The organism is Roseovarius atlanticus, assembly GCF_019802205.1.
Lineage (GTDB): Bacteria > Pseudomonadota > Alphaproteobacteria > Rhodobacterales > Rhodobacteraceae > Roseovarius > Roseovarius atlanticus_A.
The window spans coordinates 507,436-533,889 of the sequence record NZ_JAHVHQ010000002.1 but is presented as its reverse complement, the minus strand read 5'-3'; the positions used below and the strand labels follow the sequence as shown (position 1 = coordinate 533,889).

Sequence of the window (26,454 nt, the reverse complement as noted above, 5' to 3'; positions counted from 1 at the left end):
AAATGTTCAAGACAGTCGCGATCAGCGCAGTTACCGCCCTGGCCCTTTCGACCGGGGGCGTGATGGCCGCGGGCGGCGAGGGCCACGTAAAGGACGTGGACTTCTCGTTCGAGGGGCCGTTCGGCAGCTTCGACCAGTTCCAGCTTCAGCGCGGTCTGCAGGTCTATACCGAGATCTGTTCGGCGTGCCACGGCCTGCAATACGTGCCGCTGCGGACGCTGGGCGATGAAGGCGGACCGCATTTCTCGGAGGCCGAGGTGCGCGCCTATGCCGAGAATTACGAGGTTTTTGACGAGGAACTGGATGATTTCCGCGCGGCACGCCCGGTCGACCATTTCCCCGGCTCGAACATGGACTCCGCGCCGGACCTGAGCCTGATGGCGAAGGCGCGCGCCGGCTTCCACGGGCCCGAGGGCACGGGCATCAACCAGCTTGTCAAAGGCATGGGGGGGCCGGAGTATATCTATTCGATCCTGACCGGCTATACCGGAGAGACCAAGGAAGAAGCCGGCACCACGTTCTATGAGAACGAGGCGTTCCCCGGCGGCTGGATCGCCATGGCGCAGCCGCTTTACGGTGAGGACGTGGAGTATGCCGACGGTCACGAGAACGACCTGAGCGCGATTTCCAAGGACGTCGCGGCCTTCCTGATGTGGACGGCGGAACCCAAGATGATGGACCGCAAGCAGGCGGGCCTGACCGGGGTGATCTTCCTGACGCTGCTGTCGGTGCTGCTGTACCTGACGAACAAGCGGATCTGGAAGCCGATCAAGAAGAAATACGAAAGCTGATCGACCGGCCTTCGTTTAGGTTTGAAAGCCCCCGTTGCGATGCAGCGGGGGTTTTTGCATGGGCGATGGGGCCGCCCATTGGCGGGCGGTGGTGCGGCGCGCCATCAGATGGGCTTTGGCGCTTTATGGTTGCCAGGTGGGAAAACACAGAGGCGGTGCACGGAATTCGGACACATCGCCGTGCCGCCGCACCAGAGGTGCGCCAATGCTATCGGCACGCCTTCGGCGTGACGGGCGACCCGGCGATGTGCGCTTGCTGCGCCTCGATCCCGCGCAGGATGTGGAACCTAACGGGGCAGCGGGTTCAGCGCCTTGTTGTAGAGCTTCCAGTCGGTGATCTCGGGATAGTATTTCTCGCGCCAGCGGCGGACGCGGGGGTTCATCACCCGGCGCCACAAGGGCGGAATCATCGCGGCCACGGTCATCACCGGGTAGCCATAGGGCAGTTGCGGCGCCTCGTCCTCGGAGTAGTTCTGCAGGAGCGGGAAGCGGCGGTTGGGCTTGTAGTGGTGGTCGGAATGGCGTTGCAGGTTGATCAGCAGCCAGTTCGACGCCTTCTGCGCGGCGTTCCAGCTGTGCTGGGGTTTGACGTGCTCGTACTTGCCGTCGCCGAGGTGCTTGCGGGTGAGGCCGTAATGTTCGACGTAGTTGACCAGTTCCAGTTGCCAGATGGCGATGAACGCCTGCCAGACAAAGAGCGCGAGGCCGATCCAGCCGCCGATGAGCGCGGCGAGGAGCAGCATGAAGGCCTGCAATCCCCAGTATTTCCAGAACGGGTTCTTGAGGTCCCACCACGGCTTGCCCTTGCGGGCCAGCAGGGCCTTTTCGGCCTCCCAAGACGACACCAGGCTTTCGCGCAGGACGCGGGGGAAGAAACGGTGGAAGCCCTCGTTGTAGCGCGCCGTCACCGGGTCGCGCGGGGTGCCGACGTGGCGGTGATGGACTTGCAGGTGTTCGGACCTGAAATGCGAGTAGAGGACCATCGACAGGAGCGCGTCGCCCAGGAAACGCTCGCCCTTGCCCTTCTGGTGCATGAGTTCGTGCGAGAAGTTGATGCCGACAGTGCCGGAAATCACGCCCATACCGAAGAACAGAAGGATGGTTTCCAGTGCGTTCAGATGCGCGTCGCCGGGGCCGGTGGCGTACCAGATCATCCAGTAAAGCAGGCAGAACTGCACCGGCGGCCAGAGAACGGTGACGGCGGTGTACATGCGGATATGCTGCTGGCGCGTTTCGGGGTCGAGATTGTCGAGCTCCAGCCCCAGCACGGCGTCGAGCGCGGCGAAGAAATACCAGGTGAAAAGCGGCAGCAGGAAGACCGTCCAACCGCCCTGGGTGGCGCTGACGACCGCCAGCGGCACGAGCGAGAAGGCGGCCCAGAAGGGCAGCGCGCGCCTGAGGGTTCCGACCTTTTCGGGGGCGAGATATCTGGATGTCGTGGTCTGCATGGCCTTCACCTTTTTGCCCGCGATCATAACGCGCTGCGCGGGGTGGGGCGATTGCGCAAATCGCCTCAGGACGTGTTCGAGGCGCAGTCTTGCAAGGGTTCGCGGGCCAAGTCAAAAACCTTGCGCATGACGGTGGGTAACTCGGTCGGCTTGAAGGCGTGGGCGGGGACGAAGCGGGTGGTGTCGGAGGGGCTGTCCGCGTCCGGGCCAAGGCAGGCAAGGGCGATTTTCAGGCGCAGGTGGAAATGGGTGAAGGTGTGGCGGGCCTCGGCCTCCAGCAGCTGCCAGTCGGCATCCAGCGGCGGGGCGGGGGTGGGGGCGTCGGACCAGTCGCTGCCGGGCCAGCCGAGCATCCCGCCCAGCAGGCCGCTGTCGGGGCGGCGTTCCAGCAGCCATGCGCCATCGGCGCGGCGGGCGACATAGGCTATGCCGAGGCGCGTGGGCTTGGCCTTTTTCGGGGTCTTCTTGGGCAGTTCGGCTTGGGTGCCGTTTTCGCGCGCGGTGCAAGGAGTGCGCCAGGGGCAGATGCCGCAGGCGGGCGAGCGGGGCGTGCAGATGGTGGCGCCGAGGTCCATGACCGCCTGGGCATAGTCGCCGGGGCGGGTTTGCGGCGTCAAGGTCGCCGCGGCTTCGGTCAGTTCGGGTTTGGCGGCGGGCAGGGGGGTGTGGATGTCGTGGAGGCGGGCCATGACCCGCTCGACATTGCCGTCGACCACCACCGAAGGCTGATCGAAGGCGATGGCCGAGATGGCGGCGGCGGTATAGGGGCCGATGCCGGGGAGTTTCTGCAACTCGGCGGCGGTGCCGGGGAACTGGCCACCATGGTCGGACGCCACGACGCGGGCGCATTTCAGCAGGTTGCGGGCGCGGGCGTAGTAGCCCAGGCCCGCCCATTCGCCCATCACCTGCGCATCCTCGGCGGCGGCGAGATCGGCGACGGTGGGCCAGAGGGCGGTGAAGCGTTCGAAATAGCTTTTGACGGCGGCGACGGTGGTCTGTTGCAGCATCACCTCCGAGAGCCAGACGGCGTAGGGGTCCGGGCGAACCCCGGCCTGTTTCGCATCCGGGGGCACGCGCCACGGCATCTGGCGGGCGTGGCGGTCGTACCAGTCCAGCAGTTCGGTGCTCAGCTTGGTGTCACGCATCTGTTATCCCGCCTTTGCCAGCTTTGCGTTTGTCGTTCATCCTCATACCCTCTACATTAGGGCGAGGAAACGGGAGGTCAGCCATGCCCGCGTATCGGGGCACGACGAAAGGCTTCAAGCGCAGCGGCGCCCTGTTGGGGGCGCGGATCCGGAAAGCCTCGGAAAGCCGGGGCTTTGCGGTGTCGCGCGTGGTGACGCACTGGCCCGAGATCGCGGGGGAAGAGATCGCCGCGATATGCCGGCCCGTCAAGGTGACCTATCCCCGTCATGGCCTGGGCGCGACGCTGGTCGTGCTGACCACGGGCGCACAGGCGCCGATGCTGGAAATGCAGAAGGAAACGCTGCGCGAGCGGGTGAACACCGCCTATGGCTATAACGCCATCGCGCGCGTTCAGATCACCCAGACCGCGCCCACCGGGTTTGCCGAAGGGCAGGCCAGTTTCGACCACCGGCCCAAGGTGGCCGAGAAACCCGCCCCGAGCGAGATGACCATGGCCGCGGCCGCCAGGCTGGCGCAGCCCGTGGGAGATGCGGGACTGCGCGATGCGCTGGAAAAGCTGGGCCGGAACGTATTAACGAAAAGCAACACGCAGAAATCGTAAGGTGATGAGATGAAAAACGTGCTTCTTTCCGGGGCCGCGGCCCTTGTCCTGGCGGCCGGCGGCGGCTGGTGGCTGAGCGGGCAGACCGGAAAACCCACCGAAAGCAGCGGTGTGACCGACCTGCCGGGCGCTGCCAATGCGCAGGAGGCGTCGGACGCGCCGGCGGAAGAGATCGACACGTCCTCGATCGTGGAAATGACGCTGGGCGAGGAAAGCGCGCCGGTGAAGATCGTCGAATACGCGTCCTTCACCTGTCCGCATTGCGCGAATTTCCACGAGAACCAGTTCAAGCAGCTGAAATCCGAGTATATCGACGCGGGGAAGGTGCATTTCACCTATCGCGACGTCTATTTCGACCGCTACGGCCTCTGGGCATCGATGGTGGCGCGCTGCGGCGGCGAAGAGCGGTTTTTTGGCATCACCGAGATGATCTATGACCAGCAGAAGGACTGGATCGGCGACGGGCAGGACCCGGTGGCCATCTCGGAGCGGCTGCGCAAGATCGGCAAGGTCGCCGGGCTGGACGACGCAGAGCTGGATACGTGCCTGAACGATGCCGACAAGGCCAAGACGCTGGTGGCATGGTTCCAGGAGAATGCCGAGGCCGATGACGTGAATTCGACACCGACGCTGGTGATCAACGGCGAGACGCATTCCAACATGTCCTACGACGAGCTGAAGGCGATGATCGACGAGCAGCTGGCGGAATGAAGCCCGCGCCGCTGGCCGGCCTGAAGGTTGTCGAACTGGCACGCATCCTGGCCGGCCCCTGGGCCGGGCAGGTTCTGGCGGACCTGGGCGCGGACGTGATCAAGGTGGAAAGCCCCGCAGGCGACGATACGCGCCAGTGGGGACCGCCCTTTATCGAGCGTGACGGTGACCGCTCGGCCGCCTATTTCCATTCCTGCAACCGCGGCAAGCAGAGCGTGACGATCGATTTCCGCACCGAGGCGGGTCAGGCCCGTGTCCGTGAGCTGGTGGCGGAGGCCGACATCCTGATCGAGAATTTCAAGGTCGGCGGGCTGGCGAAATACGGGCTGGATTACCAGAGCCTTGCGACAGTGAACCCGGGGTTGATCTATTGCTCGATCACCGGGTTCGGGCAGGACGGGCCCTATGCGGGCAAGGCCGGGTATGACTTTATCATCCAGGGCATGTCGGGGCTGATGAGCATGACCGGCGATCCCGAAGGCCAGCCGGTGAAGGTGGGCGTGGCGGTGACGGATATCTTCACCGGCGTCTATGCCAGCACCGCGATCCTGGCGGCGCTGCACCAGCGGCAGGCAACGGGCAAGGGCCAGCATATCGACATGGCGCTTCTGGATACGGCGGTTGCGGTGACGGCGAACCAGGCGATGAACTACCTTGCCACGGGCACGCCGCCGCAAAGGCTGGGCAACCAGCATCCGAACCTGTCGCCCTACCAGGTGTTCGAATGTTTGGACGGTTTCCTGATCGTGGCGGTGGGCAACGACGCGCAGTTCGGGCGGTTCTGCGACGTGCTGGGCGCGGCGGACGTCAAGGCGGCGCCGGACTATGCCACCAACGCCGACCGGGTGGCGCATCGCGATGCGCTGACAGAGGTGCTGACCGGGTACACCAAGGGGCTGAGCAAGGCCGCGTTGCAGGCCGGCTGCGAGGCGCAGGGCGTGCCGGTGGGGCCGATCAACGACATGGAAGAGGTCTTTGCCGATCCGCAGGTCGTGGCGCGGGGGCTGAAGGTGGAGGTGGACGGCGTGCCGGGCGTGCGCAGCCCGATGCGGTTTTCCGATGCGGATCTGTCGCTGCACCGCGCCTCGCCGAAGCTGGGCGAGGATGATCCGGCGTGATCAAATTGTGTGGCTGCGCCACGCTCTGTTTTTTGATTTGAGTATTTAGGGCAAGAAAAAGCCGGATCAGAGGCCGAGGTTTTCCAGCTTTGCGTCGATTGCCGACCAATCGGAGAGGTTGAGACGGACCGGCAGGGTCAGGACCTTGCGGCGGAAGGCCGGGGGCAGGCGGACGGCGTCCTTTTCGGTGGTGACGAGCTGGGCGTGAATGAGCGCGGCCTCGTTTTCCAGCCGGGTCATCAGCGCCTCGGTCAGGGGCTGGTGGTCGTCCAGCGCCTCGGCCCGCGAAAGGTCGGCGCCGAGGCCGCGCAGGGTGGCGAAGAATTTCTCCGGGTGGCCGATGCCCGCGAAGGCGAGAAAACGCGTGCCGGTCCAGTCCATGCCGGTCTGCAACGGGTCCAGCCTGCCGTTCACGTGGGGGATCAGGATGACGTGGCCCCAGGTCTTGCGAAACGCGATCTGCGCGGTGTCGGGGCCGATCGACAGCAGCAGGTCGGCGCGGTCGAGGCCGGTTTCCACGGGCTCGCGCAGGGGGCCGGCGGGCAGGCAGCGGCCATTGCCGAAGCCCTTAACCGCATCGACCACGACAAGCGACAGGTCGCGCGCCACGGAGGGGTTCTGGTGACCGTCATCCATGATGATCACATCCGGGTTCGAAGCCGCTGCCGCCCTTGCCGCGCCGGCCCTGTCACGGGCGATCCAGGTCCGCGTGAAGGCGGCGACCAGCAGGGGCTCGTCGCCGACATCCCGGGCGGTGTGGGTGCGCTCATTCACCTCGACGGGGCCGTCGAGCGCGCCGCCGTGGCCGCGGGAAATGACGGCGACGGTCCTGCCGCGCGATTGCAGGTGCTGGACCAGCGCGATCACCGTTGGCGTCTTGCCGGTGCCGCCGGCGTTGAGGTTGCCGACGCAGATCACCGGAACCTCTGCGCGGAACTCCGGCGCCCTGGCCACGCGGCGGGCGGTGGCGCGGGCGTAGGCGCGGCCCAGGGGCGACAGAAGCCGTGCCCGCAATCCGGGTCGGTCGGGGGTGGTGTCCCAGAAGCCGGGTGCGCGCATCAGTGTTCCTCCAGCCGGTCGAGCCGGTCGTTCAGCAGGTCGGCGATACGGTCGGTCAGCCCGGCGCTGCGCGAGGCGACCTCCCAGGCCGCATGGGCCATGCCGGCGGACTGATCGGGGGGGATCAGGCGTTTGACCGCGGCGGCCAGGGTTTCGGCATCGCGAACGATGCGGGCCGCGCCGGCCTCGGCAAAGCGGGAATAGCTGTTGAGATACCGGCGGATATTGGGGCCGTAAAGGATGGCCGAGCCGTGCGCCGCGGGTTCGTTCGGGTCGTATCCATGCGCGCCGGAGACCAGCGAACTGCCCAGAAAGGTGGTTGGCGCAAGGCGATACCAAAGCCCCATTTCGCCGCGTGTGTCGGCCAGGATGACCTGGGTGGTCTCGTCCGGCAGCGCGCCTTCGGACCAGGTGATATGCCGCATTCCCGCGTCGCCCAGCGCGGCGCGGAAAGGCGCCGTCTCTTCCGGGGTTTCGGGCGCCATGACCAGCAGGGTCCGGTGCGAGAAACGGCTGATCTCACGATGGGCGTCAAGCACGGTCTCGATCTCTTCGGGGCGGATCATCGCGGCCAGCCAGATCGGACGGCCCAGCAACGTGGCGGCGAGGTCGGCGCGGTCGGACTCGTTGTAGGGCAGGGACACGGTGCCTTCGAGCAGCGGGCCGGTGACCGAGACCACGCGTTCGGGCACCCCCATGCGGCGCAGAAAACGGGCCGAGGCCTCGTCTCGGGCCATGACGAACTCGAATTGGCGCAACAGGGCGCGGGGCAGGTCGGGAAACCAGCGCCAGGCGGGACGCGCCAGCGCGGTTTCGGTGGCATCGACAAGCGCGATGGGAATGTGCATCTCCGCGGTGCGATCCAGCAGGGCGGGCTGAAGGCCGCCGCCGGTCCAGAGGGCGATGTCGGGACGCCAGCAGCCAAGAAACGCCTCGGCGGTGGCGACGCTGTCTTCGGGCAGTTGTTCGAAGATGACTTCGGTCCGGTCCCGATAGGGCGTGGCCGGGGGCGTGTCCGTGGAGGTCAGCAGAAGCGAGAGTTTCGGACGGTAGAGGCGCAGGCGGTCGAAGAGCTGCAGCAAGGCGCCGGCGTGGCCGCTGTCAGCGGCATGAGCCCAGAACAACGGGCCGGAGGGGCGCTCCCGGCTGGGGGTGTAGGGCTTGGCCGGGCCGCGACGGGCATAGGCGAGATACGCCGCGAGGCTGAGGGAGCGGCTCATGCCGGACCCCTTGCGGTGCGTAATAACGCCGTGAAATCATGTCTGTAGCAGAATGGCACCGTTGCATTCCTCGCGGCGGCCGGTCGTGGCGCAGGGTATTCTATTGCCAAGCGGGGTCAAGGGATGCGGGTGGGTTGACCTGCGCGCCGGAATGAGGCCAATGGACAGGACCCCTTGCCGGAGCCATGGACCATGACCAAGCCTTTCCTGATCCTGCAACTGCGCCCGGAAACCGAGGCGTCGGACGACGAGTTCGCGGCGATCCTGCGCAAGGGCGGATTGGAGGCCGGCGCCGCGCGACGGATCCGGATGGACCGGGAGAGGTTGCCGGAAGACATTGATCTGGATGCGTTTTCGGGTGTGATCGTCGGGGGCGGTCCGGGCTGTGTGAGCGATGCGCCGGAGCAAAAATCCGAGATCGAGGCGCGGATCGAGGCGGATGTTCTGGGGCTGATGCCCAAGGTGACGGAGCGGGATTTTCCTTTCCTGGGTTGCTGTTACGGGATCGGTATCCTTGGGGCGCACCTGCAGGGCGATGTCAGCAAGCGGGCCTTTGGCGAGGCGGTGGGCACATCGGCCTGCGAAGTCACGCCGGAAGGCAAGGACGATGCGCTGCTGGCGGGCGTGCCGACGGCGTTCGACGCTTTCGTGGGGCACAAGGAGGCCTTGCAGGACCTGCCGGAGGGATGTGTGCATCTTGTGAGGTCCGAGGCATGCCCATACCAGATGTTGCGGTACAAAGAGAATGTCTATGCCACGCAGTTCCACCCCGAGGCGGATGCGGCGGGGTTCGAGACGCGGATCAGGATCTACCGCGAGCGGGGCTATTTCCCGCCCGAGGATGCGGAGGATCTGATCGCCATGTGCCGGGCGGCGGACGTGTTCGCGCCCGAGATGATCCTGCGGAATTTCGTGCAGAGGTACGGCAAGGGTTAAGCCCGCCGGGGCGTCCGAAACCGCGTCGGTATCGCTTCGGTATCCGGGTGGTATCGCGGCGGTGCCACTGTCAGGCGCCGGTTGGTTAACGGAAGGTGCGGAGGGTCGGCGCGTGTCCGGGAGGTCCCGGGTCAAGCCCGGGACAAGGGAGCCGGTGGCAAACCCCGTGGCAGGTGGCGCGATGATAGCCGCCAGGTGGACTGTCCGTTTTGAGCACACCGTGACGGGCGCTGCGCGTGGCATCAACTGCGCTATGCGCGCGTGGCGAAAAACGAGACGGTGCCACGGCCAGTTCTGTGAAGGACTCGTGGTGCGAGACGTTCCAGTGATTTCGATTGACCTAACCGAAGTGACAAGAACGACCGTTTCTGGCGCACGGGTATTGTCAGGGGTTTTGTGGCTGGTGAGCGGATATTCCGGCCGTTCGGCGGCTAACCGATGCTATTGCAGCATCACCGAGGAAACGCTCGCAGTCGCGGCAAGTCGGGTTCGGCGCCGCGGCGCAGATCGCGTAAGCGGTCGTTGGACGCTGAGCCGAACCCGGTGACTCATAACTTACCATTCGCCGCGCCTCGTCGCAGCGCCGCCGATGCGGGCACAGCGGACACCCGCGACGGCAGGATGCCAGTCTGGTTCGTGCTCCACGACGGCCGCCCCTTCGCCTTCTTCGCCGGGCTCTGGGCGTACCGGACCTCAGTCCGGAAGGTAAAGTACGCTAACTCGGTGTACCATGTGGCCCGTCAGCGCCAGCGGCGAAACACGGGTGCGCCCGCAGTTCAGTCTTCTGTCCGGCCAGCTGGTGGGGACAGCTGGCGCCGAACGAAGTCGACGATCTCGCGCTTCAAATCAATGTCCTCGGGCGTGGTTCCACCGAAGCCGCCATGCGGCATCGCCTCGAAGATATGCAATTCGGCCGAAACGCCAGCCTGGCGAAGCCCACGGTGGAGACGAACGGTGTTCGACAGAAGGAGATCCCGTGTTCCGCTTTGCAGGAAGGTTGGCGGAAGGTCGGCGCTCAGCTCGCCGAAGAGAGGAGAGAGATAGGGGTGCGCGAGATCCTCCCCTCCCGCGTAGAGCAGGTTGGCGTTCATCAGCGAGGTCGGCAGAACCACGTCAAGCAGCCGGTTGGTGCGAAAGCTCTCGCCGGATTCGGTCAGATCCACCTCAGGTGAGAGGAGCACAGCAGCAGCCGGCATCGGCAGGCCCTCGTCGCGCGCCCGCAGCAGGGTTGCCATCGCGAGGTTGCCGCCGGCGGAGCGGCCACCGATAACGACGCGGTTGGCGCCGTAGATGTCGATAGCACGCCGGTAGGCCGAAATGCAGTCATCGAGGGCGGCCGGGTAAGGATGATCCGGCGGCATCCGGTAATCGATTGCGTAGCAGTCCATGCCGTGTTGATCCGCCTGTATCTGGGCGCCCAGGCGGCAGGCCTCGCCACCCCCGAACACCAGGGCACCGCCATGCAGGTCGATATAGACGCAGTCGTCGTGGCAAAGGTCTGGCGGTGTCGCGACATGAACAGTCGCCGTGCCAATCGCAAGCGTCTCGACGTTGGCCCTCACCTCACCGGCAAGACCCTTGACCTGCTCCGCATAGTGGGCGTCCGCGGCCGCTTGCATCTTGCGCCAGGCGTCGTGGTCATCCGGGCCAGGCGATGGGTAGAGCGCGTTCAGCGGTCGCCCGTCGTCGCCAACGGCTGCTCGCAACATAGCCTGGGCCTCGATGCTGATCGATGAAGGGACAGGGACCACATTTTCCTCCATGAGAACGCCTTGGATATCGTGGTTTCAGTGCTGGGCATGGGGGATCCTTGGAAAATTGGAGGGCGCGCGCCAGGCGCGGGGCCGATAGTCGGGGGCCGACGCGGCTGGTGCGCTTGCAGCGTCGTGAGAGGCTGGCGCAGTCATTGCAGTTCCCCTCCGGTATCTGAGGTGGCTCTGCGCCAGTCGTCGAAGACGGGATCGCAGATCGGCAAGGTCGCGGTCGATTGCATCGCTGCCCCCTGGACGGCTCAGCACATCTTGCAGGCTATAGCTTTCGACACAGGCGTCCTTCGACCGGAAGTGGCGCCAGACCGTTCGTTTTGACAGGCCAGACGCGGCAGCGATGTCCTCTCCCCGGGTTCGAACTACGCCCCTTTCCCAGAAGAGTTTCGCGGCATTGCGGGCGATCTCCATCATAACGTCGTCTTGCTTTGATGAGGGGCTCATTCTCAACTTTTTGGCACCATGCGTCTTTCCGCTGGTCACTTAGTGACACCATGAGAATGCGCAGGCAAGGCCGGACTGACGATACCGCTGAACCTCAGGCGCTCAGATTCATCACGTCGTCTCGGGGTCTGAAATGTGCCTGCCGAGCCGAAGAGGGCTCCCCGCGAACCTTCGCCGCGGCCAGCGCGGGCGACCGCAGAGCGGACCTTGCCGCCGTTCCCAACGGAGGCGAGCGTCAGCCCCTGGGGTGGCGATCCGACGGCAATTCTGAAGCACTTCATGCCTGCCAAACACATCCTCGGAAGGATCGTTGCGCCCAGCCTCAGCCAGATCGCCAGCCCAAGGGAGGGGCTGACGATGGCCGGGCCGCTGCGCGGCTGTTAACCGGCTGGGGGCTCGATACCAGTGTTTAAGAAGGGCTCGATCCCGGTATTCGTTGCGGGCGGCACGAATGTTGGCCGACCGGACGAAGCGGACGTCATTTTTCGACGGTGAGGAGACGCGCATCGACGGGCCGTGGTGCGGCGAACCGACGATGGGTATGGGCAATTTATACCGGCCAGGCACATCCAACCTCAGAGCGTGGTACGTCACCTGCCAAATCGCCGTGCCGGGGGACGGCCCGGCGATGCGCGGCGGGCTTCGCCCTTGTTCCGCGCGAGCGCTTTGTGACCGTGGCAATCATGGGCTCTCTCCGGACCGTCTCCGCAGCGCAGGATATGCCAGAACTCAACCGTTTCTGTCACCGGCGGCCTCGACCGTTTTTAACCGGCGGGTATGGGCAGGGGGGGGGCTGTCCGGTGTTCGGACAATGCGGACTGCGCCACATCCGCTGGTCTTTGACGCGGCGCTGCCGAGGCTTTTGGCCGCGCCGCGCAGGCCTTGTGATGTCAGGCCTGCCAGCGTCCGACGTTGCCTTCGGCAAACTGCCGAAAGGACCCTGCCGCTTTCCCGGTCAGTCGCGCGACGCTGTCGGTCGTGCGATCCTCGACCCCGGTTCGGATGGTTTCGTCCAGACCGGCGAGAATCCCGGCATAGTCCGGTGGAAGGCCCTGCGCCTCGAAGCGATGGGCCAGCTCCCGGGTGGACAGGGCGATGTGGCGGATTGTTCGGCCCGTCACCTCGGAGAGTATGCCGGCGGTGTCCTCGTAGCTGAGTGCCTCGGGGCCGGTCAGGATCCTGTCGTCGTCGAGCGGTTCGGCTGACGTCAGGCAGGCGATGGCCGCGGCGGCGATATCATCGGCATCGATGAAGCCCACCCGGGCATCGCCGGTGGCGCTGTAGATCGCATCTTCGTCGCGAATGGTCCGGGCGTGGGGACCGTCGGAGAAGTTCTGCATGAACCACGAGGGGCGCAGGACCGCCCATTCGGGCGCAGTGTCGGCCAGCCAGGCGTGAACTTCGCCCATCATCGGCCCGCCCCGCTCAAGCAGGGAGGAACTCAGCAGGACGAAGCGGCGTACCCCGCGCGCCATGGCCCCCTCGAGAAGAGGGCGCATGGCATCGACGTGGTCGGTGCGATCCGTGGGGGCGACGACATAGGCCGCGGAGCAGCCGTCGAAGGCGGTGACGGAGGACGGGTCTTGCCAGTCGAAGAACCTGTCCCGGGGAGCCGTCGGCCTGCGGGTGCCGATGACCGCCTCGGCGCCGACGGGTCCGAGACGCTCGACCACCCGCCGGCCGGTCGTTCCCTTGCCGCCGATGACCAGGATACGATCAGCCATTGGCGGTCTCCCCCTTGTAGGCTTTCGCAGCCGCCTCCGCCCCGCCGAGGGTGCGGAGCACGACGAGGGGGTTCCAGTAATCGCGGTAACGGGCGATGCGGCCCTCGCGGAGCGTCACGACGGAGATGTAGTCCTGGTTGTAGGGCAGCCCCGTTTCGACCCCCGCGCCAGTGCAGGAAAACTCCAGAACCACTGTCTCGTTCGCGGGATGGACGGCATGCAGCGTGAACTCCCCCAGCTCCAGCATCGGACCGAGCCGGGCGAGGTGATCTTCCAGGGCCGAGATGCCCTCCAGCCGCCGTGGCAGGCCCTCGGGCGTGTAGGGAAACTCGAAAAGGATATCTTCGGTGAAAATGTCCGAAATCTCGGGTCCCGCCTTGAGCCGGTCGCCGAGGGCACCGCGCAGAAGGCCGGAAAAACTGTCGAACTTGTTGTCCATGAGGAGATCTCCTATGGTTGGAACGGTATCGTATCGACCATATGGGGAACCCAGGGATGGAACGCAACCGTTCCGACGAAAAATCCCGTCGAAAACCTTCCGGCGCAGCTGTCCCGCGCGCGGAGCTGACCGAGGCGCTTTACCGCGCCTTCTTCGAGGAATGGGCTAAGCGCGGCTTCAGCGCGCTCAGCCTCGAACGGGTCGCCGCCCGCGCCGGCGCCGGCAAGGCCGCGATTTACCGGCGGTTCCGGTCACGCCTGGCTTTCGCCGATGCAGCGATTTCGACCCTGGGCCTGCGGATCGCCTTGCCGGAGACGGAGAAGCCGACGCTCGAGGAGGAGGTCTTCGCCCTGTTGCTGCGGGCGCGGGCCGTGCTGCGGCATCCGCTCGCCCGTCGTATCCTGCCGGATTTGCACGCCGAAGCCGCGAGAAGCGAAGAGATGCGCGCGATCAACGACCGCGTGGCCGCAGCGCGACGCGAACAGGCGGAAGCGCTTTTGGACCGCGCCATTTGCCGGGGCGAGCTGCCCGAAGAGGTCGACCGTGAGCTCGCGCTCGATCTGCTCGTCGCGCCGCTCTACTGGCGGATGGTCGTCCGGGGGGTGTCCCCTTCCCGTGAGGACCTTGAGATGCAAAGCCGGGCGATCACAGCGGGTTTAAAGGCCGCTGTAAACGAGAAGGTCCCCCCACAATAGGAACTGGTTCACGGCTTGCGGACGGATTTGTCCGGCGTGGCGGCACGAGGTCCGTAAAGCTGCCCCCCGCAGAAACGTCAGATCCGCAGGAAGGGCTGCGCGATGCGGGGCAGGAAGCCGCGGAAGCGCAGGGGGGCGTCGGTGACGGCGAGGCAGATGCAGTCGGCGCCCACCTCGGCGACGGGCGTGTGGTCGAGCTCTTCGTCGGCGATCTCGATATCGCCGGGGCCGAAGCGGTCGACTTCGTCGGCGAATGCGCCTTGCAGCACCAGCGTCAGCTCGGTGCCGCGGTGGCCGTGGTCGGGGACAGCGGCGCCGGCGGGGATGTAAAGCAGGCGGGCCGTGGCCTCGCGCGAGGTGGGCAGGATGGCCTGTTTCACGCCCATGCCGACGGATTTCCATTTCACCGCGTCGAGGTCGCCGCCGATATAGTCCTGCACCGGGCGCGGCAGCGTGCCGGTGGCCGTTTGGGTGGTTTCGGGGGCGGAGAGGTCGGCGGCGTCGATCAGGGCCAGGGTGTCCTGAAACGCGCTGTCGGACAGGGCGGCATCGCCGCAATCCTCCATCAGGGCGCCGCCGACCGCGTCGAAGGACGCGAGCCGGGCGCGGCATTCGTCGCACATGGAGATATGCGCGGCCACCGCGAGGCTGAACGCCTCGGGCAGGGTGCCCGCGGAATAGGCCATGAGCAGCTTGTCACTCAGGTGGTGTCTGATCGTGTCTGTCATCGTCGTCATCACTTCATCTGGTGGCGCAGGCGGTCCAGCGCCAGTCTGATCCTCGATTTGATGGTCCCGAGCGGGAGGCCGGTTTCCTCGGCGATCTCGGAATGGGTGAGATCGCCGAAATAGGCCTTTTCGATCAGGTCCTTCTGTTTCTCGGGCAGCTGCGCGATGGCGGCGCCCAGTTTTTCGCTTTCCTGTTGCAGGGCCAGGGCATCGGCCTGGTCCGGTTCCTGCTCCGGGCCCCAGGGCAATTCCTCGGGCTCGGGTCGTCTTTGCTTGCGGATCGCGTCGATCCTGCGGTTCCGCGCGATGGTGAAGATCCAGGTCGCCGCGCTGGCGCGGGTGGGATCGAACATGTGGGCCTTCTGCCAGAGGGTCGCCATGACCTCCTGCGTGCATTCCTCGGCCAGTGATGCATCTGTCCCGGATTTCATCAGGAAGGCTTTGACCCGTGGGGCGAAATGCGAAAACAGCCGCTGAAAGGCGGCGCGGTCGCGCTGATCGCGTATCCGGGCGATGTAATGCGCCCAGTCCTGGGTATGCTCTTCCGTCTTGTCGATCACGGGTTCAATTCTCTTGCCGTTGCCACGGAGCGAAAGCAGCACGCCCGCCTGGGGCGGGGTGTCGGCACGGGGGCCGGTGATCTCGATGGCGTCAGCGTCACTGAACATGTTCCTGCTACGCGACCGTTTCCGGATCGGATCAAAAAAATCGCACGTTTTCTTTGCATCCGATTTCCACGCATGGTCGTACCTTAAACAGGGGCAATTAAGGGTACTACACGGAATGCCAGTTGAGAAAGTTGCGTTGTCGCGCAAGAAAGTCGCAGTCATCGGCGCGGGGATCAGTGGATTGGGGGCCGCGTGGCGGCTGGCCGGGGCGTGCGATGTGACGCTTTTCGAGGCCGAGGCGCGGCTGGGCGGACATGCGCGGACCAGGATGGCGGGCAAGGACGGGACGCAGCCGGTGGATACCGGGTTCATCGTGTTCAACCATGCCAATTATCCGCATCTGACGGAGCTCTTCGCGGCGCTGGACGTGCCGGTGGTGGAAAGCAAGATGAGCTTTGGCGCGTCGTTCCGGGACACGCGGTTTGAATACGGGCTGGACGGGGCGCAGGCGTTTTTCGCCCAGACGCGCAACGTGCTGGACCCGCGGATGTGGATGATGTTGCGCGATATCTTTCGGTTCAATGCCCGGGCTGTCCGCACCGCCGAGGCCTATCCCGAGGCCAGCATCGGTGAACTGTTGCGGACGATGGGGCTGGGGAAGTGGTTTCGCGAGCGGTACCTGAGCCCGTTCACCGGCGCGATCTGGTCGACGCCCACCGAGAAGGTGATGGATTTCCCGGCGCACGCGCTGATCCGTTTCATGGAGAACCATGCGCTGTTGGGGTACGAGGGGCAGCACCAGTGGTACACGGTTCAAGGCGGGTCGATCGCGTATGTGACGCGGCTGGAGGCGGCGTTGAGGAGGCTGGGCGTGGGCATCCGGACGGGTGCGCCGATTGCCGGGGTCAGGCGGACGCAAGGCGGGGCCGAGGTGCGGGCGCAGGGCGCCGAGTGGGAGAGTTTCGACGAGGTGATATTCGCCACCCATGGGGATGACAGCCTGAAGATGCTGGAGGATCCGACGCCCGAGGAGCGGGCGGCGTTGGGCCGCGTCAGATACCAGCCCAACGACGTGGTGCTGCATTGCGATACATCCGTCATGCCGAAGCGGCGGGCGGTGTGGTCGTCGTGGAACTACATGGAAGGGCCAGCCAAGCGGGACGGGCAGATCGACCTGACCTACTGGATGAACAGCCTGCAGCCCATTCCGATGGACGATCCGCATTTCGTGACGCTGAACAGCACGCGGCCGATCCGTGAGGAGATGATCTATGACCGGACGGTGCTGCGGCATCCGGTCTATGACATGGACATGCTGCGGGCGCAGGCCGAGGTGGCGCGGATCAACGGCGACGAGGCGACGTGGTTCTGCGGGGCCTGGATGAAGAACGGGTTTCACGAGGACGGTTTGTCGAGCGCCTATGACGTGGCCGATGCGATCCTGGCGCGGGACAGCGCGGCGGCGGCGGCTTGACCGGGGCCGACCATATCGCGGGCCATACGTGGCATGGGCGCAAGGGGGATGTGCGCAACGCGTTCCGGTACGGCATCGACTACGTGATGGTGGATGCCGAAGCGGCGCTGCCGAAGAGCCGTGTGTTCGGGCGCAACCGCGCCGGCCTCTTCAGCCTGCGGGACCGGGATCATGGCGGCCCGCCGGGGCAGGGGCGCGGTGCGGCCTGGGTGCGCGAGGTGCTGGAGGCGCATCAGTTCGCGGCGCCGGTGCGGATCGAGCTGTTGGCCCAGCCGCGGGTGCTGGGGCATATCTTCAACCCGGTGGCGTTCTGGCTGTGCTACAGTGCGGCGGGTGACCTTATGGTGGTGATCGCGGAGGTGACCAACACCTATGGCGACCGGCATTCGTACCTGTGCCACCACGATGATCGCAGTCCGATCGGCCCCGAGGACAGGCTGCGGGCGCAGAAGGTGTTTCACGTCTCGCCGTTCCAGACGATCGAAGGCGACTATACCTTTCGGTTCGATATCCGGCCCGACCGGATCGGGATCTGGATCGACCTGAGCCGGGGCAAGGGCGGGGTGATCGCGACGCTGGTGGGGGACCGCAAGCCGTTGACGACCGGCGGCGTGCTGAAGGCGCTGGCGCGGCGGCCGCTGGGATCGCGCCGGGTGCTGGCGCTGATCCACTGGCAGGCGCTGAAGCTGTGGTGGAAGGGGGCCAGGTTCCAGAACCGGCCCGAACCGCCGGCGCAGGACGTGAGCCGGTGAGCGGGGCAGGCCAGGCACCGCGCTTGCCGGCCTTTGCCCTCTTTGCGGCGATGCTGTCGGCGGCGGGATTGCCGCTCTATATGCACGCGCCGAAGTTTTTCGTGGACGAGTATGGCGTGTCGCTGGCGGCGCTGGGCACCGTGCTGGGGGTGCTGCGGCTTCTGGATTTCGTGCAGGACCCTGTTCTGGGGCGGGTGTCGGCGATGACGGCGGGCTCTCGCGGGCTGACCGTGCTGATCGCCGGGGCGGCGATGATCGCGGGGATGCTGGGGCTGTTCGCGGTGGAGCCGATTCTGCCGCCCTTGTGGTGGTTCGCGGTGATGCTGACGCTGGTCTTTTCGGCGTTCAGCTACCTGACGATCTGTTTCTACGCGCAGGGCGTCGCGGTGGCGGGCCGCATGGGCCAAGGCGGGCACCTGCGCGTGGCGCGGTGGCGCGAGACCGGGGCGCTGTTGGGGATCTGTGCCGCCGCCGTGGCCCCCGTGGCGCTGGGCGGCTACGCGGCCTTTGCCGTGGCGTTTGCCGGGCTGGGGTTGGTGGCGCTGTGGGCGATGGGCACCGAGTGGCGCGGGCAGCCGCCCGAGGAGGGCGTGACCTCGCAATTGGGGACGGTGCTGCGCGACGCGAAAGCGCGGCGGCTGTTGTTGGTGGCCTTGGCCAACTCGGCGCCGGTGGCGGTGAGTTCGACGCTGTTTCTGTTCTACGTGGAGGACAGGCTGGCGGCGCCGGGCTGGGAAGGGCCGCTGCTGCTGGTGTTCTTCCTGAGTGCTGCTGCGGCGGCGCCGGTGTGGGGCAAGCTGGCCGAGGCGCATGGCGCGCGGCGGGTGCTGATCTGGGCGATGGTGCTGGCGATTGCGGCATTCGGCTTTGCCGTGATGCTGGGCGCGGGGGATGTCTGGGCCTTTGCCGTGATCTGCGTGCTGACCGGCGTGGCGCTGGGGGCGGACATGACGCTGTTGCCGGCGCTGTTTGCCGACCGGATGGCGGAGGTGTCGCCGGGGGCGGCCGAGGGCTTTGGCCTGTGGTCCTTCGTGTCGAAGATCACGCTGGCGATTGCGGCGGTGGGCTTGCTGCCCCTGTTGGAGTCGGTCGGCTATGCCTCGGGGCAGGAGAATTCGGACGACGCGTTGTGGGCGCTGAGCCTGCTTTACGGGGCGGTGCCGTGCGTTCTGAAACTGGCGGCGATTGCGCTGCTGGCAACGGTGCCCGGGGGCGGGGACGCGCCCCAGGGGGCCATGGTTGAAGCGGGGAGACGGAGATGATGTTCGAAGGATTTCTGATCATGTGCGGGGCGGCGCTGGCCACGGGGGTGGCGGTGCTGCGCCATCGGTTCGCCGGATTCCGGGCGCAAAGGGTTGAGGATTATGCCGACACTCTGCCGCGGTTCGATTTGCGCCAGCACCTGAACGGGGCGATGCGTTGCGAGGGGGTGATCTATGGCCCGCTGGGGCGCGTGGCGTCGCGGTTTTCGGCGCGGTTCGACGCGCGCTGGGACGGCAACAAGGGCGTGATGGCCGAGCGGTTCACCTATGACAGCGGCACGGTGCAGGAGCGCGAATGGCGGCTGGAGCTGGGCAATGACGGACGCATCCGGGCCGAGGCCGATGACGTGGTCGGCACCGGGCAGGGCCGGCACGCGGGGGCGGCGGTGCAGCTGTGCTATGATATCCGCCTGCCCGCCGAGGCGGGCGGTCATGTTCTGAGCGTCGACGACTGGATGTACCTGACGCCGGCTGGAACCATTGTGAACCGCAGCCAGTTTCGCAAGTATGGGATCAAGGTTGCCGAGCTTGTGGCGACCCTGCACAGGTTGGACGACACGGATATTCGGAAAGCGGCATAATGGACTGGACTGGAAAACGCTATTGGCTGGTGGGTGCCAGCGAAGGCCTTGGCGCGGCATTGGCACGGAAACTGAGCGCGGTGGGGGCGGACGTGATCCTGTCGGCGCGCCGCGAGGACCGGCTGAAGGAGGTGGCGGAGATGCTGCCGGGGCGGTCCAGTATCGTGACCGTGGACGTGACCGACGAGGACAGCGTGAAGGCCGCCGTCGAAGAGGTGGGCGAGATCGACGGGGTGGTGACGCTGGCCGGGGTCTACTGGCCGATGAAGGCGACCGAGTGGGAGCCCGAGCAGGTCACCGCCATGGCGGACGTGAATTTCACCGGCACGGTGCGGGTGCTGAACCACGTGGTGCCGAAGATGGTCGCGCGCGATCACGGGCATATCGTCGTGACCGGCTCGCTGGTGGGATTTAGGGGCCTGCCGGGGGCCATCGGGTATGGCGCGTCGAAGGCCGGGATCATGTCGCTGGCGCAGAGCATGCGGGCGGATCTGTGGCGGACGGGTGTGCTGGTGCAATGTGCCAACCCGGGGTTCATCCGCACGCGTCTGACCGACAAGAACGATTTCAGGATGCCGGGGCTGATGGAGCCCGATGAGGCCGCGCAGGTGATGTTCGAGCTGATGAACGACGAGAACGCGTTCGACCGGAATTTCCCCAGCTGGTTCAGCCTGGTCTTTCGCGGCGCGCGGTTCCTGCCCAACTGGTTATATTTCCGCCTGTTTGCGTGAGATCAAGGTCGCGGCCTGTTTTCGAGACCAGATTTCCGCTAGACTGAAAGACGGAAAAGGAGGTCGGGACATGCTGGATATCAGCACGTACAAAGTCGCCCAGGTGATCCTCATGTCGCGCGAACTGGACCGCGCGGAAGGAGAGCTGAGGGCGTTCATCGAAAGGTTGGCCGAGGACGAACAGGCCAGCCTGGTGGCGTTGATGTGGATCGGGCGCGGCAGCTTCGGGGCCGACGAGATCGAAGAGGCCAAGGCGACCGCGCGGGAGGAGGCCACGACGCCGACGGCGGATTACCTGCTGGGCACGCCGCATTTGTCGGATCACCTGGAAAACGGGTTGGACGAGCTGGGCCTGTCGGCGCAGGACGACGAGGACGATCTGGTGCGCGGCGGGTGATTTTCGCGGCGTGGTGGGCTTTCATCCAGCACAGGTGGGTTTGCACCCACCCTACGCAGTGTTGCGCCTTTGCCCGCGAGGGCGGGAAAATGCAGCCGGCCGCGCGGAGAGCGCCCGAAATGGCGTGGGATGTGGTATGCTCCGGCGCAAAGGCGTTTTCAGGAGGGTGAAATGAAAGCATCTGTCTTCGTCGCAGCCATCGTTTCAATCACGGCCGCCCCCGCATTGGCGGGCAACCTTACGCCGCCGGCGGACCCTTACGTGCCGCCGCCGCCCGTGCCGGTTTCGGACTGGGCCGGGCCGTATGTCGGTGTGCAGCTGGGTTTTGGCGATTTCGACCTTGACGCAACCTTGCCTCCGCCTGCCGGGGCGAACATTCCGCAGGTCATCAATCTTGGCGACGATGGCTTCCTGGGTGGTGTTCACGCCGGATACAACTGGGATCGCGGCACGCTGGTCTACGGCGTCGAGGGCGATATCGACTTTACCGATATCTCGTTCAACACCGTGGATGTGGACTCGATTTCCCGCCTGCGCCTGCGCGTCGGCCTCGATACCGGCAGCGCGTTCGTCTACGGTACCGGCGGCGCGGCCTACATGAGCGGTGGCGGCGGTGCGATCAGCATCGACAGCTGGGGCTGGGTGGCCGGTGCCGGGGTCGATTTCAAGCTGAGCGAGAAATGGGTCGCGGGCGCCGATGCGCTGTACCACGAGTTCGATGACGTGTCCCCGTCGGGCAGCGTCGACGGCATGACCTATCGTCTGCGGGTGTCCTATCGGTTCTAGGACCGGGGTCACGGTGGCGAGGGTGGCGCGTGGGCTTTCGCCCACCCTACGCCTTTTGCAGGGCCGTCAGGCCAGGTGGTCCACGACCTGAAGGTGCTGCGCCAGCCGGTCGACCTCTGACAGCAGGCGTTCCACCAGCCTGGGGTCGTTGGGCGCGGGGCTGACGCCGGCGGGGATTTCGCCTTGCGCCACGGCCTCGATCGCGAGGGAGACCGGGACCGAGACCAGCCGCGACATGGCGGTGCCTCGCGCATCGCCCCAGGCATCCATGACAAAGGTCTTGTGCCAGACGGTGTCGCCGCCGCGTTCGGCCTTGAGGTCGACGCAGAGCACGACGCGGTCGGGGTCGTCCTCGCCATAGGCGTTGTCGCGCCAGAACTGGTCGGACATTTCCTTGAGCCTTGCCTCGCCTTCGGGGCCTTCGAGTGTTTCGATTTCGGCGAAGACGTCGCCCCAGGCGTCGGACCAGCCGTTGAGGCGCAGCGTGCCGCGGACGAATTCCTTGACCCGCCACGCGGGCTCGAACCCGTAATCGTCGAGGAAGGGAAGGCTGTCGCGGTTGGGGTAGACCTCGAACGTCTCGGGCGTGGGCAGGGGCGCGGTGTAGGTGCCGAGCGCGTCCCAGGGGCGCTGGACGTTGAGTTCCGAGAAGTTGCGGATCGAGCGGGAGGGCGAGCGCAGGGCCTTGAGCACCCCGAGCGGCGACCAGCTGAACTTGTAGCGGAACGGGTTGGGGTTTTTCGGGATGCCGCCGCAATAGCTGAGGAAGGAAAGGTCGTTTTCCGGGTTGAAGGCGTGAGAGGCGCGGTAGTCGGCCATCAGGTGGTGGGCCATGAGGTGGTCGATGCCGGGGTCCAGCCCGATTTCGTTGACCACGGAAACGCCGCGCAGGAGCGCCTTGGCGTGCAGTTCGCGCATCTCGGGGGCGATGTAGGACGAGGACACGAAATGCGCGCCCTTGTTGATGCACATCTCGGCGATCGGCACGTGCCAGTCGCCGGGCAGCATGGACACCACGATGTCGCCCTCCTGAACCTCGGACGAGAGCATGTCGAAATCGAAGGCGCGGATGCGGTTCGTCAGGTCGCCGACGGCGGCCTCGGCCTTGTCCAGCGAGCGGTTCCAGACGGTGACGGAATGGCCCGTCTCGATCAGCCTGCGCAGGCCGGGCACCGCCGAAAGGCCGGTGCCACACCAGTGGATTGTCATGTTGGTGTCCCCTTCAAACGTGTGCGCGGAAGGTCCGTTCCGCGCGCGCCCATACTCCGGCGTCCAGTTTGTCCAGTGTTTTCAAGGATGGCAAGAGTTGGCTGGCATAGTCCTGCGAGGATTCCAGCGGCAGGAGCGAAGGCAGGTTGTCGATCGCCATGACGTCGAGCGGGGGGGCGTCGTGCACGCGGGTCACGGGCGCGTCCCAGGTGGTGGCCTGGGAGTAGACCGGCACGGGGTTGTAATCGCTGTCGGGGTCGCAGGCGACGTCGCCGATGACGGTCAGGCGGCGGGGGGCGGTCAGGGCCTCTGCCGGCACGAAGACGGGCGTGCCGGGGCGGGCGAAGATGCAGTTGAGAAAGAGGGTGTGGTCGAGGATCTCGGGGAAGGGGCCGCCATGGGCGGTCTCGTCCATGTCCCACCTGGTGGGGGTGACATCCATCGCGGTGCAGAGGTCGGCCGCGCCGGTGCCGACACGGCCCAGTGCGCCGATGACGATGGCGGAAGGGCGGTCTTGGCCGGTGGCGTCGAGCGCCTGCGCCAGGTCGGTCAGCAGCGCGTCCTTGTCCGGGTAGGCGGAGACGGGACCGCAGGTGTGGCCCTGTTGCTGGGCGGCCCAGGCGAAGAGGCTGACGGCGGCACCGGCATAGCCCGCCCAGTAGCCGAAGGCGGCGACGCGGCGGCCCTGTTCATCCACCAGGTATTCCAGGTCGTAGAGCGTGCCGCCTCCGGCCTTGAAGCGATCCAGCAGGCGGCGGCCGGAATGCTGGCCCTTGAAGGCGTGGCCGAACATGATGTGGCGGTGCGGCAGGGGCGTGCCGTCGTCGGGCAGTTCCTTGAGCCCGAAGATGATGGCGTCGCGGGGGGCGTCGGGCCATGAGTTCTGCGGCACGATGGTGGCGCCCGCCTCGGCATAGCGGTCGGTGGGGATGATGCGATCGGGGCTGTCCTCGACGCTGAGCTGCATGCCTTGCGCGATAAGGGCGGCGGCGCCCTCGGGGGTGAGGCCGGTGCGATCTTCGTTGTCGCGCTGTTCGGCGCGGAGCCAGAGGTGGGTCATGCGAAGTCTTTCGTCAGCAGGCCGTAGTCGCGGATCGCCGCCGCCGAGGGGCGGGCGGCCATCATGGCGCGGTGGGCCTTGATCCTGGGGAAGCGGTCCACGTCGACATTGTCGGTCTCGAGCCAGCAGCAGATGGCGAACAGCCACGGGTCGGCGATGGTCATCTGCTCGCCCATCACGAAGGGGGCGAAGGTGCAGGTGTCTTCGATAAACGTGCAGCTTTGGGCCATGGTTTGGGGCATCTTGGCCTTCATGTCGGCCAGTGCCGCGTCGCTGTCGGCCCAGCGGATGCCACGGGGGCCGTGGGCGTGGTTCACGTGCATGGTGGCGGCGAGGTAGTAGCAGATGCTGCGCATCTGCGCGGCCTGCCACGGGTCGGCGGGGACGAGGTGTTTCTCGGGCACGAGGCTGGCGATGTATTCGGCGATGGCGCCGGTTTCGGTCAGGATGCCCTGATCGGTGACCAGAGCGGGCACGCGGCCCTTGGGATTGATGGCGAGGTAGTCGGGTTTCGTCTGCCCGGCATTGGCGAAGTCGACGGCGACGGGCGTGTGATCGAGGCCCGATTCCCGGAGCAGCAAGCCGGTGGCGACGGCGATGGTGCCGGGGGCGTAGTAGAATTTCATGTGCGGGGATCCTTCAGACATAGGTGCGGGCATGGGCCCGGTCGGGGCGGTCGAGATGGGGAATGGCGTTGAAGCCCGCCACCATCAGCGTGTCGTGCACGTAGCTGAGGCGGTGCATCGAGGCATTGTTGATCTGCAGCATCACCCGGGCCATCGCCGTGTTGTCGAGGTCGAGCACGTGCCGGATGGCCATGCCGATGACCCCGCCCGAGGTGACCAGAAGGGTGCGGCCGGCGTCGGCGCATTGCTCGGTCAGGACCTCGGCGATGCGGGCGGCGAAGGCGTCGAAGCTTTCGGGGACGCCGGGCAGGTGGCCTTGGGTCCAGAGGGTGATGACCCTTGGCAGGTGGTGGGCGAATTCCGAAGGGTCGGTGGGCACCGGGATGGCATGGGCGTCGAAGGCGGACTGGGCAAGGGCGAAATAGCTGAGCTCGTTCAGGCGGGGATCCCGGGTGGTGACGGTGACGCCCATGTGGCGGGCGGTCTCGACCTGGCGTTGCAGCGTGCCGGTGAGGACGCGGTCGAAATGCGGGTTGGTGGCGGCCAGATGCTCGCCCAGCCAGCGGGCCTGGTCGGCGCCGAGGTCGGAGAGTTGGTCGTAGCTGTCTTCGTCGGTGGCGTGGCTGTTGGCCTGCCCGTGCCGCACAAGGATGAGTTCCGCCAAGGTGGGTGCTTTCGTCGTGTCAGATGCGGGCAACCTAGCGCCGGCGCGCGGGAGGGTGAAGGCGGTTGGGGCGGATTATTTCATTCCCGGTGGGATGAGGGCGCGCGTGGGTTTCACCCACCCTACGCGTGAAAGATGCGTCCGCGAGTGTTCTCGTCCGGAAAGGGCCGGCGCGGTTCTAGGCCGCGCCGGATGTCCTTGGTTCAGAGTTCGGGTTCGACCTCGGGCAGGGTGTTTTCGAACTCTTCGATCAGCCGTGCCGTGGCCTCCACCTCGCCCACGATGTTCATGGCTTCGAGGCGCAGGTCGCGGGCGATCACGCTGTAGCTTCGCAGGCGGTCGTGGCGGCCTACGCTGTACGTGACCACGAGCACGGCATCGCAATAGCCTGCGTTACTGGCGCGGTCGAGGAAGTTGCGAGCCTCTTGATACTCTTCGCGGGGGTTCTTTCCGATGCGTTTATGCGCAAGGGCGCTCTTGCCGCGATCGCAAAGGACGTTTTGAATCTTTCCGTCCTTGATCGGATACTCGAGGAGCTGGATCTTGGAAGCACCAAGGCCGCCCGCCCCTTGAACAAATGCATCCCGATTAATGGGTTCGCCGTATTTTGCGATGGCTGCCGCGACAAGGCTTTCCTCGGTCGGCATGTTCTTTTCGTTCGAGGAGCGGATGCTGCGTTCGACGCGATACACGACCTGGCCGGTGTGCCAGTGGGTCGGATAGACGACGACGCTTTCCTTCACGCCGGGTGTCTTGTTGTCGTAGAATCCGGTCGCCGCGAACTCCTGCCGCGTTCCGATCTTATTGGCGCCGGACCTGGCATACCATGTGCGGGTTTCGCGTTTGCCGCCGGGAAAGGCGGTGTCCACGGTGGTTTCGAAGTCGTAGCCGAGCGGAACGTCGTTGATGTCGAGATCCATGCCGGCAAAGGCGGAGAGATCCGAAGCGGCAGCTGCGGGTGGGGCCGATGGAGCGGCGTCAGCAGCTTCGGCTTCAACTTGCTGCGGATCGACCAGGGTGTCGGCCACTTTTTTCGCCGCGAACGGTCCGCACTTCTGGCTCGCGATCGTACCGGTGATCTGCGTTGCGCTGCCGCGCAGATCGCCCGTGAAGCCTACCATGCCCCACCCTTTGGGCTGATCCACCCATCTACGCGGGGTGGCGGTGATCTTGGAACCGTCCCGCGTGTAGTCCAATTCGTACTTTCCTACGGGTTCCGCGCTGTGGCGGCGCTTTTGATAGAAAGCGAATGTCGCTGTCTTGTTCGAGGCATCGAAGGTCAGGTCGACGTCTCGGATCGACCCGCAGCTGTAATGACCCTCCCACGTTCCAGTTTCATCGGCGGCAAATCCCGCGGTGGCGATTGCCATGAAAAAAGCGGTGGTGAGGTTTAACATACGCATACTCAATTGACCTTACTATCGTAACTGTCGGGGCAGGAGACCTTTAATTATGGTTGCATGTCAAGGCATTTACTG

At 65.9% G+C, this 26,454-nt stretch carries 28 protein-coding genes; 13 read left to right on the top strand and 15 right to left on the bottom strand.

The window, feature by feature from the left end:
• Positions 1-2 precede the first annotated feature (2 nt).
• Complete coding sequence (locus KUV49_RS02760; protein ID WP_222451511.1) at positions 3-791, top strand: cytochrome c1; 789 nt, start codon at positions 3-5, stop codon at positions 789-791.
• 287 nt (positions 792-1,078) lie between these two features.
• Here the strand turns inward: KUV49_RS02760 and KUV49_RS02755 are convergent, their stop codons facing one another.
• Both KUV49_RS02755 and mutY read right to left on the bottom strand, forming a co-directional pair.
• A complete protein-coding gene (locus KUV49_RS02755; protein ID WP_222451510.1) occupies positions 1,079-2,239 on the bottom strand; it encodes an alkane 1-monooxygenase in 1,161 nt (386 codons plus the stop codon).
• A gap of 65 nt (positions 2,240-2,304) precedes the next feature.
• Positions 2,305-3,384, bottom strand: a complete 1,080-nt coding sequence (gene mutY, locus KUV49_RS02750; protein ID WP_222451509.1) for an A/G-specific adenine glycosylase — start codon at positions 3,382-3,384, stop codon at positions 2,305-2,307.
• 83 nt (positions 3,385-3,467) lie between these two features.
• On the opposite strand from mutY, the gene KUV49_RS02745 reads away from it, so the two are divergent.
• Genes KUV49_RS02745 through KUV49_RS02735 form a run of 3 tightly spaced genes read left to right on the top strand, consistent with a single transcriptional unit; the run spans position 3,468 to position 5,815 of the window.
• Positions 3,468-3,986 carry a DUF721 domain-containing protein gene (locus tag KUV49_RS02745; protein WP_222451508.1) on the top strand — a complete coding sequence of 173 codons (519 nt, stop codon included), beginning with the start codon at positions 3,468-3,470 and terminating at the stop codon, positions 3,984-3,986.
• Between the two features lie 9 nt (positions 3,987-3,995).
• Complete coding sequence (locus KUV49_RS02740) at positions 3,996-4,697, top strand: DsbA family protein (RefSeq protein ID WP_222451507.1); 702 nt, start codon at positions 3,996-3,998, stop codon at positions 4,695-4,697.
• Positions 4,694-5,815, top strand: coding sequence for a CaiB/BaiF CoA transferase family protein (locus KUV49_RS02735; RefSeq protein ID WP_222451506.1), 1,122 nt, complete (start codon positions 4,694-4,696; stop codon positions 5,813-5,815). The genes KUV49_RS02740 and KUV49_RS02735 overlap by 4 nt, the downstream gene beginning before the upstream one ends.
• A gap of 66 nt (positions 5,816-5,881) precedes the next feature.
• Here the strand turns inward: KUV49_RS02735 and lpxK are convergent, their stop codons facing one another.
• Together lpxK and KUV49_RS02725 are read right to left on the bottom strand one after the other, a co-directional pair.
• On the bottom strand, positions 5,882-6,874 hold the full coding sequence (gene lpxK, locus KUV49_RS02730) for a tetraacyldisaccharide 4'-kinase (RefSeq protein ID WP_222451505.1): 993 nt from the start codon (positions 6,872-6,874) through the stop codon (positions 5,882-5,884).
• On the bottom strand, positions 6,874-8,094 hold the full coding sequence (locus KUV49_RS02725) for a 3-deoxy-D-manno-octulosonic acid transferase (protein ID WP_222451504.1): 1,221 nt from the start codon (positions 8,092-8,094) through the stop codon (positions 6,874-6,876). Before KUV49_RS02725 ends, lpxK begins: the two co-directional genes overlap by 1 nt.
• A 192-nt stretch (positions 8,095-8,286) precedes the next feature.
• Here KUV49_RS02725 and KUV49_RS02720 point away from each other — a divergent pair, with 192 nt between their 5' ends.
• Positions 8,287-9,030 carry a glutamine amidotransferase gene (locus KUV49_RS02720; protein WP_222451503.1) on the top strand — a complete coding sequence of 248 codons (744 nt, stop codon included), beginning with the start codon at positions 8,287-8,289 and terminating at the stop codon, positions 9,028-9,030.
• Between the two features lie 776 nt (positions 9,031-9,806).
• Here the strand turns inward: KUV49_RS02720 and KUV49_RS02715 are convergent.
• From KUV49_RS02715 to KUV49_RS02700, 4 genes are all read right to left on the bottom strand, one after another.
• Positions 9,807-10,793, bottom strand: coding sequence for an alpha/beta hydrolase (locus tag KUV49_RS02715; RefSeq protein ID WP_222451502.1), 987 nt, complete (start codon positions 10,791-10,793; stop codon positions 9,807-9,809).
• 24 nt (positions 10,794-10,817) lie between these two features.
• On the bottom strand, positions 10,818-11,207 hold the full coding sequence (locus KUV49_RS21695) for a helix-turn-helix domain-containing protein (RefSeq protein WP_410000776.1): 390 nt from the start codon (positions 11,205-11,207) through the stop codon (positions 10,818-10,820).
• 923 nt (positions 11,208-12,130) lie between these two features.
• Positions 12,131-12,964 carry an ergot alkaloid biosynthesis protein gene (locus tag KUV49_RS02705; protein ID WP_222451500.1) on the bottom strand — a complete coding sequence of 278 codons (834 nt, stop codon included), beginning with the start codon at positions 12,962-12,964 and terminating at the stop codon, positions 12,131-12,133.
• Positions 12,957-13,403 carry a nuclear transport factor 2 family protein gene (locus KUV49_RS02700; protein ID WP_222451499.1) on the bottom strand — a complete coding sequence of 149 codons (447 nt, stop codon included), beginning with the start codon at positions 13,401-13,403 and terminating at the stop codon, positions 12,957-12,959. The genes KUV49_RS02705 and KUV49_RS02700 overlap by 8 nt, the downstream gene beginning before the upstream one ends.
• A gap of 56 nt (positions 13,404-13,459) precedes the next feature.
• Here KUV49_RS02700 and KUV49_RS02695 point away from each other — a divergent pair, with 56 nt between their 5' ends.
• Entirely contained in the window at positions 13,460-14,098 is a 639-nt protein-coding gene (locus tag KUV49_RS02695) for a TetR-like C-terminal domain-containing protein (RefSeq protein WP_222451498.1), read from the top strand.
• A gap of 77 nt (positions 14,099-14,175) precedes the next feature.
• Here the strand turns inward: KUV49_RS02695 and KUV49_RS02690 are convergent, their stop codons facing one another.
• Both KUV49_RS02690 and KUV49_RS02685 read right to left on the bottom strand, forming a co-directional pair.
• Entirely contained in the window at positions 14,176-14,826 is a 651-nt protein-coding gene (locus KUV49_RS02690; protein ID WP_222452054.1) for a ChrR family anti-sigma-E factor, read from the bottom strand.
• Between the two features lie 8 nt (positions 14,827-14,834).
• Positions 14,835-15,494, bottom strand: a complete 660-nt coding sequence (locus tag KUV49_RS02685; protein WP_222451497.1) for a sigma-70 family RNA polymerase sigma factor — start codon at positions 15,492-15,494, stop codon at positions 14,835-14,837.
• 115 nt (positions 15,495-15,609) lie between these two features.
• On the opposite strand from KUV49_RS02685, the gene KUV49_RS02680 reads away from it, so the two are divergent.
• The 7 genes from KUV49_RS02680 (at position 15,610) to KUV49_RS02650 (ending at position 21,417) form a co-directional block, all read left to right on the top strand.
• Entirely contained in the window at positions 15,610-16,908 is a 1,299-nt protein-coding gene (locus KUV49_RS02680) for an NAD(P)/FAD-dependent oxidoreductase (RefSeq protein WP_222451496.1), read from the top strand.
• Positions 16,905-17,660: a DUF1365 domain-containing protein gene (locus tag KUV49_RS02675; RefSeq protein WP_222451495.1), complete on the top strand. Its 756-nt coding sequence runs from the start codon at positions 16,905-16,907 to the stop codon at positions 17,658-17,660. The genes KUV49_RS02680 and KUV49_RS02675 overlap by 4 nt, the downstream gene beginning before the upstream one ends.
• A 50-nt stretch (positions 17,661-17,710) precedes the next feature.
• Positions 17,711-18,922: an MFS transporter gene (locus KUV49_RS02670; RefSeq protein WP_222452053.1), complete on the top strand. Its 1,212-nt coding sequence runs from the start codon at positions 17,711-17,713 to the stop codon at positions 18,920-18,922.
• On the top strand, positions 18,922-19,503 hold the full coding sequence (locus KUV49_RS02665; RefSeq protein ID WP_410000775.1) for a DUF3833 domain-containing protein: 582 nt from the start codon (positions 18,922-18,924) through the stop codon (positions 19,501-19,503). Before KUV49_RS02670 ends, KUV49_RS02665 begins: the two co-directional genes overlap by 1 nt.
• Positions 19,500-20,234 (top strand): SDR family NAD(P)-dependent oxidoreductase, encoded by a 735-nt coding sequence (locus KUV49_RS02660; protein WP_222452052.1) that lies wholly within the window; start codon positions 19,500-19,502, stop codon positions 20,232-20,234. Before KUV49_RS02665 ends, KUV49_RS02660 begins: the two co-directional genes overlap by 4 nt.
• Positions 20,235-20,304: 70 nt before the next feature.
• Positions 20,305-20,631, top strand: a complete 327-nt coding sequence (locus KUV49_RS02655; protein WP_152490891.1) for a DUF3775 domain-containing protein — start codon at positions 20,305-20,307, stop codon at positions 20,629-20,631.
• A gap of 171 nt (positions 20,632-20,802) precedes the next feature.
• A complete protein-coding gene (locus tag KUV49_RS02650) occupies positions 20,803-21,417 on the top strand; it encodes an outer membrane protein (RefSeq protein WP_222451493.1) in 615 nt (204 codons plus the stop codon).
• 66 nt (positions 21,418-21,483) lie between these two features.
• Here KUV49_RS02650 and KUV49_RS02645 read toward each other — a convergent pair whose 3' ends face one another.
• From KUV49_RS02645 to KUV49_RS02625, 5 genes are all read right to left on the bottom strand, one after another.
• Entirely contained in the window at positions 21,484-22,626 is a 1,143-nt protein-coding gene (locus tag KUV49_RS02645; RefSeq protein ID WP_222451492.1) for a saccharopine dehydrogenase family protein, read from the bottom strand.
• Positions 22,627-22,639: 13 nt separating this feature from the next.
• Positions 22,640-23,686 carry a saccharopine dehydrogenase gene (locus KUV49_RS02640; protein ID WP_222451491.1) on the bottom strand — a complete coding sequence of 349 codons (1,047 nt, stop codon included), beginning with the start codon at positions 23,684-23,686 and terminating at the stop codon, positions 22,640-22,642.
• Entirely contained in the window at positions 23,683-24,312 is a 630-nt protein-coding gene (locus tag KUV49_RS02635) for a glutathione S-transferase family protein (RefSeq protein ID WP_222451490.1), read from the bottom strand. The genes KUV49_RS02640 and KUV49_RS02635 overlap by 4 nt, the downstream gene beginning before the upstream one ends.
• Positions 24,313-24,325: 13 nt before the next feature.
• Complete coding sequence (locus KUV49_RS02630; protein WP_222451489.1) at positions 24,326-24,976, bottom strand: histidine phosphatase family protein; 651 nt, start codon at positions 24,974-24,976, stop codon at positions 24,326-24,328.
• 203 nt (positions 24,977-25,179) lie between these two features.
• The gene (locus KUV49_RS02625; protein WP_222451488.1) at positions 25,180-26,373 is read right to left on the bottom strand and encodes a hypothetical protein; all 1,194 of its coding nucleotides are present in this window, start codon (positions 26,371-26,373) and stop codon (positions 25,180-25,182) included.
• Positions 26,374-26,454 lie beyond the last annotated feature (81 nt).

Excerpts from the sequence above, each read along its gene's own strand:
- KUV49_RS02720 (WP_222451503.1), top strand. The coding sequence starts at position 8,287 with ATGACCAAGCCTTTCCTGATCCTGCAACTGCGCCCGGAAACCGAGGCG.
- KUV49_RS02760 (WP_222451511.1), top strand. The coding sequence starts at position 3 with ATGTTCAAGACAGTCGCGATCAGCGCAGTTACCGCCCTGGCCCTTTCG.
- KUV49_RS02745 (WP_222451508.1), top strand. The coding sequence starts at position 3,468 with ATGCCCGCGTATCGGGGCACGACGAAAGGCTTCAAGCGCAGCGGCGCC.
- KUV49_RS02670 (WP_222452053.1), top strand. The coding sequence starts at position 17,711 with ATGCTGTCGGCGGCGGGATTGCCGCTCTATATGCACGCGCCGAAGTTT.
- KUV49_RS02740 (WP_222451507.1), top strand. The coding sequence starts at position 3,996 with ATGAAAAACGTGCTTCTTTCCGGGGCCGCGGCCCTTGTCCTGGCGGCC.
- KUV49_RS02755 (WP_222451510.1), bottom strand. The coding sequence starts at position 2,239 with ATGCAGACCACGACATCCAGATATCTCGCCCCCGAAAAGGTCGGAACC.
- KUV49_RS02655 (WP_152490891.1), top strand. The coding sequence starts at position 20,305 with ATGCTGGATATCAGCACGTACAAAGTCGCCCAGGTGATCCTCATGTCG.
- KUV49_RS02680 (WP_222451496.1), top strand. The coding sequence starts at position 15,610 with ATGCCAGTTGAGAAAGTTGCGTTGTCGCGCAAGAAAGTCGCAGTCATC.
- KUV49_RS02665 (WP_410000775.1), top strand. The coding sequence starts at position 18,922 with ATGTTCGAAGGATTTCTGATCATGTGCGGGGCGGCGCTGGCCACGGGG.
- KUV49_RS02640 (WP_222451491.1), bottom strand. The coding sequence starts at position 23,686 with ATGACCCACCTCTGGCTCCGCGCCGAACAGCGCGACAACGAAGATCGC.
- lpxK (WP_222451505.1), bottom strand. The coding sequence starts at position 6,874 with ATGCGCGCACCCGGCTTCTGGGACACCACCCCCGACCGACCCGGATTG.
- KUV49_RS02690 (WP_222452054.1), bottom strand. The coding sequence starts at position 14,826 with ATGACAGACACGATCAGACACCACCTGAGTGACAAGCTGCTCATGGCC.
- KUV49_RS02625 (WP_222451488.1), bottom strand. The coding sequence starts at position 26,373 with ATGTTAAACCTCACCACCGCTTTTTTCATGGCAATCGCCACCGCGGGA.
- KUV49_RS02705 (WP_222451500.1), bottom strand. The coding sequence starts at position 12,964 with ATGGCTGATCGTATCCTGGTCATCGGCGGCAAGGGAACGACCGGCCGG.
- KUV49_RS02700 (WP_222451499.1), bottom strand. The coding sequence starts at position 13,403 with ATGGACAACAAGTTCGACAGTTTTTCCGGCCTTCTGCGCGGTGCCCTC.
- mutY (WP_222451509.1), bottom strand. The coding sequence starts at position 3,384 with ATGCGTGACACCAAGCTGAGCACCGAACTGCTGGACTGGTACGACCGC.
- KUV49_RS02725 (WP_222451504.1), bottom strand. The coding sequence starts at position 8,094 with ATGAGCCGCTCCCTCAGCCTCGCGGCGTATCTCGCCTATGCCCGTCGC.
- KUV49_RS02635 (WP_222451490.1), bottom strand. The coding sequence starts at position 24,312 with ATGAAATTCTACTACGCCCCCGGCACCATCGCCGTCGCCACCGGCTTG.
- KUV49_RS02685 (WP_222451497.1), bottom strand. The coding sequence starts at position 15,494 with ATGTTCAGTGACGCTGACGCCATCGAGATCACCGGCCCCCGTGCCGAC.
- KUV49_RS02695 (WP_222451498.1), top strand. The coding sequence starts at position 13,460 with ATGGAACGCAACCGTTCCGACGAAAAATCCCGTCGAAAACCTTCCGGC.
- KUV49_RS02735 (WP_222451506.1), top strand. The coding sequence starts at position 4,694 with ATGAAGCCCGCGCCGCTGGCCGGCCTGAAGGTTGTCGAACTGGCACGC.
- KUV49_RS02650 (WP_222451493.1), top strand. The coding sequence starts at position 20,803 with ATGAAAGCATCTGTCTTCGTCGCAGCCATCGTTTCAATCACGGCCGCC.
- KUV49_RS02715 (WP_222451502.1), bottom strand. The coding sequence starts at position 10,793 with ATGGAGGAAAATGTGGTCCCTGTCCCTTCATCGATCAGCATCGAGGCC.
- KUV49_RS21695 (WP_410000776.1), bottom strand. The coding sequence starts at position 11,207 with ATGGAGATCGCCCGCAATGCCGCGAAACTCTTCTGGGAAAGGGGCGTA.
- KUV49_RS02645 (WP_222451492.1), bottom strand. The coding sequence starts at position 22,626 with ATGACAATCCACTGGTGTGGCACCGGCCTTTCGGCGGTGCCCGGCCTG.